We start from the raw sequence: 12637 nt of genomic DNA, 5'->3' as shown, positions 1-12637 counted from the left end.
ATATAACGCTTTTTTGTTTGTTAGATGGTATGGAAGCATGGCCGTTACAGCTTACTCTACATAAAACCATGGGATATTAAATAAACCTTCTTTTAGATCGATATTTACGGTTTGACCGGTCTGGATTCCGTTGTACTGATCGCTTGTAACAGAAATTTCTTCCTGATCGTAATGATGGCCCCAGGGCGTAACTTTTAGAATATAAGATTTCGACCCTCTTCTACCCCTGCTAATCCTTTTATTTACAACCTCAGCTTGATAAACAGTCGGTTCCGAATTGTCGTAAACACAGTTTGCCCCATAAGCGCCTGCATAACTATAAAGAAAAACATTAACAATAAGCGATAGGTAAATCCAGTTTTTGCTTTTATCGGTATTGATGATATGATTATGTGTAGCAAAAAGAATGATCAGCATGATTGCAAAGGCTACGGTACCGGGGATGATCAAACTATAAAAGCTTTCAAATTTATAATCGATAATTACACGGAACAGGATAACCCAGGCGGCAATGTCGATAAAATCGGCTACATCGTATTTATCATTCCCATCCTTGTCTTTCCAAATTTCTACCAAACTGGCAATACTTGGCCTGCCTGTTAAACCATTTAATATAAGGCCAATAATTGGCATGCAGAGCAATACTGTAAAAAGGATCTCGTAAGGTTTTGGGAAAAATAAGAACCATACACTTAAACCAATGGTCAGGTATTCTAACCAGTTGAGTTTATGGAAGGTTAATTTAGAGAAGGTAACTTTACTGCGCTGTTGTTGTCGTTGGTTTCTTCTGACTTTGCTCATATTAATTACCTGTATTTTTTAAAACGTGTTGTAAATAACTTTGGAAATTACTGTAACCGTTTTTTTCAGGATGTTCAAGGTCTAGCATCTCTCCATTTCCCGTATCAAATATTTGCCAATCGTATAATTTTGCAACGTTTATTAGCACAAAAAGTGCTTCCTCGCCATAAAGGCTGAATACCTTATTGCTTACAGGTTCGCTATCAAAAAAATAATCTATAATGTATCCTTCACCTTTTATTTCCCTATTATTTTTGTTAGCGATAATATTGATAAAATGCTTTTCTAGAATAATGTTAAAATCTATTGCTACAAGTAACTCTTCGTCTACTTCTTCAACAGCCCTTATTTTTTGTTTCGAACTGAATATTACAATATCCCAACTCATATTATTATTATTTGTTATTTAAGTTTTATGCTATCGCTCCATTTTTCTCTACCTCCATTCTTTAGCGAAAAGATATGGGCAGATAGATGAATGATGTGTTTATTAGGTTCGTAATTAACTTTTATCTCATTTGGATAGGTAATTACGTTGTAATATTCCTTTTGGGTTATCCGGTATTCGAAAACAGGTAACCATGCAACAGTTTTATAAATTTCTACACGTGTGCCCCTGTAATCGGAAATGGCATTACCAATAGAACGTTCCCTATAAATTATATCATCGCTCAATTTTTTTTCTGCATCCGCTTCGAAATCTGCAACAATAAATCCTACGCCCAAAATGCCAAGTGTGCCCGAAAGATAACCTATTCCAAAAGTGCTTATCATAAGCAAAGTGCCGATAATTTTTAAGAATTTATTCGGCTGAAATTGCGACCACCACAATATAAGCGATAGGTATAGGTAAAAACCCGAAACCAATAACCAGTTTACCATTATCGATATAGTTGAAAGCTTAAATACTAAAGCTAAAGTGGTTAAAACGGTTAATATAATTGAAATTTTAACCACCCATTGCCTTGTTTTGGGCTTATTTTTAGTTAATGCAAAAAAGATTAAGCTTAAAATAGGATAGGCCCACAGCGCTACTAATGTAATAGAAAATGGATTCATTGAGCGTTAATTTTAATCTGTATCGAGTTTTATGCAGTCAGTTGTACCTATTTACCCTTGCAGGTATTTAAATATTTAGTATACTCATTGATAAACCTGTCGCGTTGTTTTTTATAATCACTAAGGGAAGTAAAGTTTCTATATTCGAGTTCCATATTGTTGAAGTAGAAATAAATAGTGGTGTTATTTCCGGGGAACAAGATAAATGTTCCTAGTATATTGCCTGTTTCAATTGTTGCCCTGTTAATTCCGTAAACTGTATAACCATTAAATTTAAGTTCTATTAGGTTCTTACTTTCCATACCCGTTGTGTGCGAGGCTAAAAAAATTAAATTTTCGAGCAGCTTCTTTTTATCGAGGTTATAACTCTTTTCTTCAGAAAGCTCAACTTTTAAGTTTACGAATGGGGCTTTCTTATCGTTGTTGTATAAAATCCGATAACCGTCTGTTCGGGTTACGTTCACGCCTCCATTTGCAGTTGATACCGTTCTATATTTCTCTGTGCCTTCAGGAAGACGATCTGGATTGGCTGCCACTAAACCCGAAGCAGATTTAAATGAAATATAACATTGTTTAATTTCATTTTTGTCTTTAAAACTAATTAAAACAGTTGCCAATAAAATAATCGAAAAAAGCGCTGGTTTTGATTTCATATTTTTTTGGTTGTTTCATTAATGCTTAGTGCAAAGTATAAGCGGTTAGACTTAATCATTTTTTGATCAATACATATTTGCCGAAGTTGCGCAGGCATGTTGGTTGAGAGCTGATGCATTATCCAGGTTACTTAAACTGGTGGGAAGATATGAATAATGTAGAATAGTGCAAAGTGTGTTGTTATAACATAACGGAGATTAGTTTCAACCCGCATAATCTTGAGGAAAACCCTACGAATAAATTGCAAATGGTCATAAAAACGCCTTTATATTGTCACGATTGCCCCTCATGCGTGTGGCTCTTCCGTTGTAACTTTATCATCATCAAATCAATAGAAAATAACATGAGAAAGATCAAAATAATGGAACACATCTCGCTTGATGGTGTGATGCAGCACGAAAACAGCGAGGATTTTGCACATGGCGGATGGACAACACCTTACCGGAGTGCAGAAGGTTTAGCCGCAGTACTGGAAACTCAGGGTACTCACATCGATCTGCTGTTGGGCCGCAAAACCTACGATAGCTGGACCCAGTACTGGCCAAAAGCAGGCGATAATCCGATGGCAAACAGTTTAAATAATGGCAAAAAGTACGTCGCTACCCATAGGCCCGAGAGCCTCGAATGGGGCCCGGTTGAAGATTTAGGTACAGACATTGTAACGCGTATTCGCGATCTCAAATTAACAGAGGGGCCTGACCTGATTGTGTACGGTAGTTCGACGGTGGTTGCTGTGTTATTGGAACAGGGACTGGTTGACGAGCTTGTGCTAATGGTATACCCGGTATTGCTGGGCACGGGCAAACGTTTCTTTTCGGATACTGCCGATGCACGCGAGCTGGCTTTTGTAAGCACGAAAACTACGCCAACAGGAGTTCAGCTGAACACTTATCGATATGTTGGAGAGCTGGGAAGTTAATTAGTTTGGAGTTGAGCGTTTGGAGTTTGGAGGCCGGAACGTCATTGCGAACTGAAGGCTAGGGGGTGTGAAGTGGCGTGAAGCAATCTGTATTGTGGAATAGTCCAAAGTTTGGATTTTGGAAAAGAGGATTAATTTGGAAAAGTTTTTGGAGCGCAAGGGCAGTGATCCTTGGTAGGCTTCGGTCCTGCTGTCCGTTGCACTCCCATCAGGGCTATTTAACCATGGGCTGTACCTCGAGAACAGATAAAATGAGAGGCTAAATCTTGATAGCTATTTCCCCTTAAACAAAATCAACCGGAAATCTTGATTATTCCCGGTTGAGTAAGTGATTTCTAACCTTTAGGTTCCGAAATATGAGTATTATTTGATATGGGCAAATTAATCTTTCACTAACCTTACCGCGGCGCCAGTGGTTTTACTATAATCGGTTACACGCGGTTCGCTGTATTTGTTAAAATCAAGATAGTAGGCAAAGCTGTCGCCGCTTGATTTGGTCGTGCTCGACCACCAATAGCTTAACCATACGCCATATTTGAATGATTGGCCACCGCCATATTCATCACCACCTGCACTGCCATTGGTCAGTAAATTGAGACCTGATGAGTTATCGCCATTGCCATGCGCAAATTTGTACGAATCCTTTATGTCCCAACCGGTAGTTCCACGCATTTTTTTACCGGCTACCTTTTCCCCACCTAAAGCTGCAATAAGTGTTAAAAATTCATTGCTGCTAGGTACATGCCAACCAGCTGGTGCTAATCCACGACGATCGGTAACTGCATAAAAGTTATAAAGCTTTCCGTATTTCTTTTCATTACTGCTATCGAAATTAAGATAACAATAAGCCGGAATTTTTTCTCTGCTTACTTTTTCCCATTCTTTTTGGTTGGCCGCGTAATAAATCTGCTCGCCGTTTCTATAGGTGCTCACGTTTAAATTGGTACTTGTCCACACCTGGTTGCCAATTTTTACCGGACCTGTAATTTCAGGTGAGGCATTGTATATTTCTTTTAACTGCGCCGCTTGTGCTGCATTACAGCTCCAAACAAAGTTGGTAGGTTGTATGCCGCCGCTTCTTTTTAAACACTCTTTTGTAGCTATTGCATCAGCCTCTTCTTTGGTTTTTGCTATGCCCCAGCCAAATGCGGTGCCTACATTGCCATTTATGGTGCGGTAGGCTGCACAACCTGTGCCCGAATAGGTGAGTACAATGCTACAAGATCCGCCACGTTTATTGCATTCGTCAACCGCTCTTTTCTCGGCTTCTGCCAAGTTTGGCTGATCGAATGAAAAACCATAATAAAAACCATTAGATCGGTCTATAGCTAAAGCGCCGTATTTGGTTTTAACCGGAACCGCCGCTTTGGCTGGCGATTTTTTTACCTGCGCCATCACAGTAGATGCCGTTGCCAATAGCACAAGCAATGGTGCCATTAGTAGGAGTTTGTTTATTTTCATACTTTAATTGTTTGTTTGTTATTGCCAAATCTCCCAATCATATATGAAATAAACAATACCCCTTAATGGGTATATTTATGAGGGTAGTGAGAAGTTAGGAGGCGAAGTTTTGGTATATAAGGCGAAACGGTACGTCATTGCGAACGAAAGGGCAAGGTTTGTGAGGTGGCGTGAAGCAGTCTTTTTTTAAAAAAAAAACGCCCATTCACTTCATCTTTCTTACTTTCAAAAAGTTGTTTGAACTTATTCATGTGTTTAGCAATTCTCAAAATTTCACATACATCATATGTGCGCTAGCGGAGATGTTAATTCAGATTCCTGTTTTTTTACTGTTATTTCTTTGCAGAAGGATTCGTGTATTGAGGAAAGGGTTTCGAGTTAGGTTCTGAAACAATTTTCTTTCTCATCTCACCTTTGCTAGTAAAATGTCTTGCCAAATCATAAGTCTTTTCAGTAAAATCTGTTGACCCGTCTTGACGTTTATAATAAAATATTTTTATAGATTTACATTTGCTGTGTTCAAAAATTTCCTTTAACATGGTTCTGTCAGATAGCCCGCAAGAGTGACCCACTATGAATACTTGGTAATCGTCATTTTCTAAAAATCTTATCAAAGAATGGTAGTTTACAGTTTTAAAATAAGAAAATGATTTTATATGCGTAAATAGATGATTTTGCTTATGTTTTTCAAATAATAAGTAATCATCATCATACTCATCTCCATATCCAAATATTATTGGATTGCCTGGGGTATTTAGGCTGCCATGAATGTAATTAATATCATCAGGTATTTTCACTCTTTTATTGCTAACAGAAGCACCGTAATTACGGTTGCCTCTATATTTTTCTACAGTATTTGTGTAGTTGAAATTCAAGAATAGTGTTTTGCTGATATCAGTGCTTGATAACTCTAATACAATGTCGTCCGAATCTATCTGTTCATGAAAAAGATCAAAGATTTCTTTGGACGGCTCAAAATGTTCCAGATCTAATTCAATCATCGATAGATATTCGTGAAGCTTCAATTTTATGAAATTTAATTGATCATTTAATGTTAAGATACTGCTGTAATCTCCGTTTTGCTTAGCATTTGAAGTTAATGATTTTAACTGATCAAAATATTCATTTTCAAGATCTACCCACTTGCCGAATTTTGTATTATTTATTGAATGAGCTAGTATTGCACTTTTATACTTAACGCGTGTATTGGTAGAAGGACCTAACTGGCTAAGCGAATAATAAACACTTTCAATGGTAACTGGAACTGGATAAATATTAGTATAATAACGATGTTTATTAATATGAGTGATCTCTAACAAAGGATCATCGTAAAACCTACTTTCTGCAAATATATTTAAGGCATTAGTGAGGTAATTATTAATGAAGTCACAATAGCTCGTTTTTAGACCGTGGGCAAGGTCGAATCCATTGCCAATTATAATTAATCTATTCATACTGTTTGATACACTTGCGTCATACTTAATTTGTTTACCGAAAAATCACCTCCATTATTAATCTTTGTACTTTTTCTACTTAAGAAGCTTAAACATATCCTCAATAGGTGTCATAATTTGATCAGAAGTAGTAAAGTCGACTGGCCAAGTGTTTTTAAGCAAACAGAAGTAGTTTTGTCTCAAATCAATGTGATTTCCAAAGCCTCCCCAATTAACTCCGGTCATTACTAACAATAAAGATTTAGCGTTGGGGAATTCAGTTTGTAATTTAATGTGTCGATCCAAATATTGTTGTTCCCAGTTATCACGATTCCAACCAAGCTGTGTCTTACATTCTATAATAGCTACAACTTCATCTCCATTCCATATGGAAATATCAGGACGAATAGAGTTTTTATTTTTTCGAATTTGTCTTTCTGAATGTACTTCTAAATTATTGCCAAGCTCTTTTAAATAGAGTTTTAGAAAGAAGAGTATTGTTTCTACGAAATAATCTGATGCAGCAGCTAAGTAACGTTTATTTAAAAAATCTTTAATTTTTCCTTGCGTTAAATAATATACTTTCAAGCGTTGAATAATAGCTTCAGTTACCTCAGTTTTATTAAGGTCAAAATGATAATTATTTTCAATATTGATATATGACTCTTGTAATTTTTCAAATATTTTATTGAAAGATTTTAAGTAAATATTATCTAATTCTATTAAAGTATTCATTTTTTTGCGAGAGATTGTGTGTCACTAATTAAAATTAGTCATTAATATATAGTCGTGCACCTAAGTTGGAATAGGTTTTTTCAGTCTATCTGCTACTTGCACAAGTCTTAGCGGGGCAGTGGTATGGATGACTTGTGCTTTACAGTAGTTAACTAGTTATGATTTTTTTAAAAAGAGATTAATGTATTAATTTAACGAAATCACAAGTGAGGCCTTCACTTGGGCTTGGAGCTAAAGGACGTGCGGCAGTAGGAGATCATTCTAAGTTTAAATATTTTAAATCCTCATCTGTTGCTTCCCTGAATTCTATCTTCCGACTTATTTTACAATCAGCTAAAAAAGAATTAAAATACGAATCATCTTTCGGTGTTTTAATGATGTTCATTAATTCTAATCCTTCTTGAGTTAGTTGTGTAACATCAAAAGTTAAGTCTTTATTAGTGCCAGGAATAAGAACATACATCTTATCTCCACGCGAAATAAAACAGCCATTAACACCTTCATATAGGGGTAGGAGAGACACGAGATTGTCAGCTGAATGAATTAAACGGGCCGATCTTAAGATTTGCAAATCAGAATATCTTAATCCGAATTTTTTGTAAATTTCACCTCCTGGAGGGTGATAAATTCCAACGTGATCAAAAGAAAATGAGCAAAACATTTCAAATATTTTACCTTCTTTTTGAGAGAGATTACTTAGAACTTCTAGCGTTCTAATACTTGTTTTTCCAGGTTTATCTATTTCATTTGCGAGAATGTTTGCCCATATCTCTTGCATTTCATCATTTGAAATATCTTTTGCCTTATTGAAAAAACGGGTTTTCCAATCTTGATCGATATCCTCAGGCACATCCGATTCTTTAAGGTACTTTACAGTCTTTTGTGCAATATCTTCGATATTTATTTGACGATCTATCTCCTGAATCACTACCCTATTGTGAGCCTTTTCTGCTATTGTTAGTTCAGCTTTAGATGAAATAATTAGACCTTTTGCCTTAGCTTCTGCAATCTTTTCAATTCGATATGCTTCGGCATCTGCTTTGCGTCTTATTTTTGTTGGTTCGTATAAACTACCGATGCCCTCACCAATGAGTGTAATAAGTTTTTCAAGAGGTTTTCCGGTTATAATTAAGGGATTTTGCATTATCGAGAGCAATATTTTGTCAGCAATATAGACAAAAAATATTTTATTAGGTATCTTCATGTTCCCTTTTCCCATTCTAGCGCGAGTCTTAGCGGGCGGGATAGCAGGGGCGGGTTGACTTGTGCTTTCCAGGATTATTTTAAAGCACAAGTCAGTCCTTTGCACCGGCCTGTAGCACCAAAACTTGCGATAGGGTAGGAGGGACACTAAATAAAACCATACTACACTACTAATTGGCTTAATTTGTTTAGATTCCTACAAATTCAGATGCTCTTACGGCAACTGCCTTTTCTAATATTACCCCTAAACTATTGCAAACTGTTTTTAAGTCACTAATTGCTTGGTTAGATGATTTGTTTGGGTGCCATAATGTTGTATTTGGCAAATATTTCTTTGATTCACCAGTATTTGTAAAGTTGTCATAATAACCCAAAAGTTCTAGACTAGCTTTAACTTGTGTGTGCAATTTATTGACATCATATGATATCAATATGTTTCCAATTGTTGTTCCCATAATTTCTTTATTTAAATTTTGAACAAGATAAGGAGGGTTAGTAAGGTAATATTCTGGTTTCCCGTAAAATGAGTATTTATTTTATCAATAGACAGTAATCAACCTCTCCGTAGTGTTCAGCGCAGCGTCACTACGGAGTAACACAGAAGATTAAGTTATGAACGCACAACTCCTCTAAAGTCCAAAGAACAAATCGGTATCTGGTTTTTGTAAAGCTATTTGCTATGCATGCATTATAAAACTGTTATCTTTGCGGCGTTTATCAATATCCGCATTCATTAACATTACATATGGGCAAAAACAGCATCGGCTCTACCATTACCTATTTCTTTTTAGGCGAGTACTTTTCTGATGCCCTGCGCACCACCATTACCGTGGTATTGCCCATTATTTTATTCTTTTACCTGGGCAATCCTGAAGCTGCAAAAGGAATAGGGGTTGGCGCTTTATTGATTAGCCTAACCGACTTACCCGATAACCGGCTGAATAAATTGAAAACGGCACTGTGGAGTATTATCGTCTTTTTCGCTACCACACTGGTGGTTTCGTCGGTTTTAGATCATGTTTATCTCACCGCGGTTGTGGTAATCATCGCTGCTTTCAGCTTTTCGATGTTTGCTGTATACGGGCAGAAACTATCGCTAATCGGCACCATGGCGTTAATTGTATGTACCTTCGTAATGGGGCTTCACCCGGTGCGGCCGCTTTATTTTAGCAGTTATATCTTGCTTGGTGGGGTTTGGTATTATGTAATCAGTTTAATCCAGATTTTGCTGCGGCCTTATCGCTCGTTGCACCATGCCATTTTTGAGTGTTTGATGAGCAGCGCAATGTTCTTGAATGCCAAAGCGAAGAATTATGATGTGGATGTTCCGCTCGATCTGCAACAAAAGGAAGCCATAAAACTGCACATTAAGGTAAACCAGAAACACGAGCTGATCCGCAACCTGTTGCTTACCGATAAATATGCCATGAATCCTGATAACCCCAAAGGCCAGTTGTTATTGGAGCGGGCAAGGTTACTCATCGATTTATATGAGCAGTTGAATGCGGTACATTATGATTATGCTTTAGTTCGAAAAACTTTGGCTACAGGCCCGAGTTTAAAACTAATTGCCTCCTTAATTGAGTTGCTGGCCAAAGAGCTGGAGCAACTGGGCAGGCACGTTCGCTCGGCAAAGGCTTATAAAGGAGAGGTGGCTACCAATATCGAATATTACCAGAAACGCGTAATGCTGTTGCAGGAAATGGAGCATTTAAACGAAACCCAACGGAGAATTGTGCTGAAGGTGGTTTCGAACATGAACGATATTGTGCGTATTATCGAAATGATAAGGGGCAACGAGCGTACGCCAGAGAAACGCTTACAAGAACTGAGCGGATCGATTTCGTATCCTTTATTTATTACCGGCGATCGCTTTTCGATCAGGGAGCACCTCACCTTAAAATCACCCATCTTCAGGTTTTCGCTGCGGTTGGCTATTTGTTTCCTGTTTGGTTTCCTGCTCATCTGGCAGCTGGAACCCAGCAAATACAGCTACTGGCTTTTTCTTACCCTGGTAATTGTGGCGCGGCCGAAGTTTTCGATTACCTGGAAACGAAACTTACAGCGTTTAAAAGGAAGTTTAGGTGGCGTTGTAATCGGATTGATTATGATCTATTTTGTAAAGAGTCCGGCTGTGCTGCTTTCTTTTTCAGTGATTTTTCTGTTGGGTTTTTATGCCTTTAACCGTTTAAATTATACGGTAAGTGTATTGTTTATCACCCCTGCAGTTATTTTAACGTTAGGCAGTTACCAGGGCCATTTCGATCATATTGTACACGACAGGATTATATTTACGGTGCTGGGCTGTGTGATTGCCATTTTTGCCACTTATCTTTTCCCCATTTGGGATAGCCGCCAGTTGAAAGAGAAAATAAGCAAAGCCACAAAAGATAGTTTGCACTATTTGCAGGTGGCGATAGAAAGAAAGGAAAACCTGGGCGAAAATGTTTCGCGCATGGCCAGAAAAAATGCCAACCTGAGTTTATCTGCACTAAGCGAAGCCATTGAGTCGGCCAGCCAGGAGCCGATGCGGAAACACATCGATTTTAATGGTTTGTATGGGGTACAGTCTACCATTTACCAGATTAATGCAATTATTACTTCTATATACCTTTCTGTTAACCATAAACCGGAGCAGGCCGATCCATTGTTGGTTAAGCAGATTGTAAGTAACCTGAGTAATGAAGATGTGCTAGAAAATGATGATGTGCCTGATGTTGAGGTGGTGGATGTAAACCATGATGACCATTCTACCAAACAGAAACTGGCGCACATTGCGGTTTTATCGTTGGATTTTAGCAGGTTTAGTGCTGGTTTCAGGGGGTGAATTTAATTGCTTGTTAGTCTAAAGAATAATTTGTTTAATAAAAATCAATCTGAGTGGTGCCACACTGCACAGTCTTGCCTCGGCTCACCGCCGCCGAAGGGCTCTTTCTTTTTGGCATCAAAAAGAAACAAAAAATGCCGGCTGAAAATTTTTCTTTTAAAGCCAGTTTTAAGGCTCGGCCAGTGGAATCCGAAAAATTTGTTAGGCCGGATTTAAGTAGAACGGAGATATAGTGCCATGGGCCTTACTAAGTGGAAATGCATAATTCACAAGTCAAGAGTTAATAAATGATTAATAAATAACGCCAATGATAGCAGATTCGCGAATCTAATCAGTTGTCAATAGATTGCTTTGAGTTGGTTTTTTGAAAATGAAAGGGTAGTAGGTCTTGGCAGATGGTAGTCCTGCTTTCCATTCCAAGTCCTCTCCCGATGAAGAATCGGGATTGCGGGCTTTCCATTTCAATCAGGTTTATCTACAAAGTTCGGTGCTGGTTTCGGGGGTATATTTAATTGTTTGTCACGTTGAGCCTGTCGAAACGCCTTTGAAGCATTTAAAAGAGGATTTAACGTAAAAGATCCCTCGGCTACGCTTAGGATGACAGATTCCTATAGAAAAATCGTCATTCTCGCGCATGCGGGAATCTTAATGCAAACGTTTTAAGATTCCCAATCAAGTTGGGAATGACGATCTCTCGAGGGATACTACCTGATAAAATTTATCTGTTAATCATATTGATTTTTATACAAATAAATTATCCCTCAGGATAACAGATTCCTACATGTCAATCACAACGTAAACCAGCGGTAATAAATTTGTTTGATTTACCCACCGCCAGTAGTATATTGCTATATTGGGTCCGTTTTAAACATTCTTATATGAAAAAATCATTGTTTGTTCTGCTTTGCCTCTCTCTCTTAACCATAACTACTTTTGCCCAAAAGAAACCTAATTTTTGGGATGATGTGCAAACCATTAAAAAGTACGATCAGATGTACAGGCCACCTGTTCACCCGGTGTTGTTTGTAGGAAGTTCATCTATCCGCAAATGGGACAACTGTACACAGATTTTCGCGAAATACAATGCTTTAAACCGTGGAATAGGTGGTGCTGTAATTAACGATATTACCTATTATTTAAACGATGTTGTTTTTCCTTACCAACCTAAACAGATTGTATTGTATGTGGGAGAGAACGATTTGCCAAACGAAACGGTTACACCTGATACTGTTTTAAACCGGACCATCCACTTATTCCAGGCCATTAGAGCAAAGCTGCCAACCGTACCTATTGTTTACATCTCGATTAAACCAAGCCCGAGCAGGGATAAATTTAAGGAGAAAGCGATAGCATCTAACGCGTTAATTAAAAAGTTCCTTGCCGGAGAAGCGAATACGAAATTCGTTAATATATATCCGTTGATGTTAACCAAAGATGGACAACTTAGGCCAGAACTTTTTGTAGATGATATGCTGCACATGAATGCTGCGGGTTATGCCATATGGAGGAAAGCGGTTGAACCACATTTGTTGAAATAGATTTTTA

The 12637-nt window shown here is 37.8% G+C and carries 12 protein-coding genes; 3 read left to right on the top strand and 9 right to left on the bottom strand.

The window, feature by feature from the left end:
* Positions 1-51: 51 nt before the first annotated feature.
* From H9N25_RS16820 to H9N25_RS16805, 4 genes are read right to left on the bottom strand one after another with little or no spacing between them, the layout of a single operon-like run.
* A complete protein-coding gene (locus H9N25_RS16820) occupies positions 52-801 on the bottom strand; it encodes a hypothetical protein (RefSeq protein WP_190326624.1) in 750 nt (249 codons plus the stop codon).
* 1 nt (position 802) lies between these two features.
* A complete protein-coding gene (locus H9N25_RS16815) occupies positions 803-1189 on the bottom strand; it encodes a hypothetical protein (RefSeq protein ID WP_190326623.1) in 387 nt (128 codons plus the stop codon).
* A 14-nt stretch (positions 1190-1203) separates the two neighbouring features.
* Entirely contained in the window at positions 1204-1860 is a 657-nt protein-coding gene (locus tag H9N25_RS16810) for a hypothetical protein (RefSeq protein ID WP_190326622.1), read from the bottom strand.
* Between the two features lie 47 nt (positions 1861-1907).
* Positions 1908-2513 (bottom strand): hypothetical protein, encoded by a 606-nt coding sequence (locus H9N25_RS16805; RefSeq protein ID WP_190326621.1) that lies wholly within the window; start codon positions 2511-2513, stop codon positions 1908-1910.
* A 344-nt stretch (positions 2514-2857) separates the two neighbouring features.
* Between H9N25_RS16805 and H9N25_RS16800 the strand changes: the two genes are divergently transcribed.
* On the top strand, positions 2858-3433 hold the full coding sequence (locus H9N25_RS16800; protein ID WP_190326620.1) for a dihydrofolate reductase family protein: 576 nt from the start codon (positions 2858-2860) through the stop codon (positions 3431-3433).
* A 381-nt stretch (positions 3434-3814) separates the two neighbouring features.
* Here H9N25_RS16800 and H9N25_RS16795 read toward each other — a convergent pair whose 3' ends face one another.
* From H9N25_RS16795 to H9N25_RS16775, 5 genes are all read right to left on the bottom strand, one after another.
* Entirely contained in the window at positions 3815-4894 is a 1080-nt protein-coding gene (locus H9N25_RS16795) for an FISUMP domain-containing protein (protein ID WP_169502795.1), read from the bottom strand.
* 332 nt (positions 4895-5226) lie between these two features.
* On the bottom strand, positions 5227-6348 hold the full coding sequence (locus H9N25_RS16790) for an AbiH family protein (RefSeq protein WP_190326619.1): 1122 nt from the start codon (positions 6346-6348) through the stop codon (positions 5227-5229).
* A gap of 75 nt (positions 6349-6423) precedes the next feature.
* Positions 6424-7062 carry a hypothetical protein gene (locus H9N25_RS16785; protein WP_190326618.1) on the bottom strand — a complete coding sequence of 213 codons (639 nt, stop codon included), beginning with the start codon at positions 7060-7062 and terminating at the stop codon, positions 6424-6426.
* A 256-nt stretch (positions 7063-7318) separates the two neighbouring features.
* Positions 7319-8281: a DUF2806 domain-containing protein gene (locus H9N25_RS16780; RefSeq protein WP_190326617.1), complete on the bottom strand. Its 963-nt coding sequence runs from the start codon at positions 8279-8281 to the stop codon at positions 7319-7321.
* Positions 8282-8453: 172 nt separating this feature from the next.
* A complete protein-coding gene (locus H9N25_RS16775) occupies positions 8454-8720 on the bottom strand; it encodes a hypothetical protein (protein WP_190326616.1) in 267 nt (88 codons plus the stop codon).
* A gap of 290 nt (positions 8721-9010) precedes the next feature.
* On the opposite strand from H9N25_RS16775, the gene H9N25_RS16770 reads away from it, so the two are divergent.
* Positions 9011-11092, top strand: a complete 2082-nt coding sequence (locus tag H9N25_RS16770; RefSeq protein WP_190326615.1) for an FUSC family protein — start codon at positions 9011-9013, stop codon at positions 11090-11092.
* 878 nt (positions 11093-11970) lie between these two features.
* Positions 11971-12630, top strand: a complete 660-nt coding sequence (locus H9N25_RS16765) for a GDSL-type esterase/lipase family protein (protein WP_190326614.1) — start codon at positions 11971-11973, stop codon at positions 12628-12630.
* Positions 12631-12637 lie beyond the last annotated feature (7 nt).

This window comes from Pedobacter riviphilus (genome assembly GCF_014692875.1).
Taxonomy (GTDB): domain Bacteria; phylum Bacteroidota; class Bacteroidia; order Sphingobacteriales; family Sphingobacteriaceae; genus Pedobacter; species Pedobacter riviphilus.
Note: the sequence above shows the minus strand (reverse complement) of the source record. Positions and strands in the feature narration are given on the sequence as shown.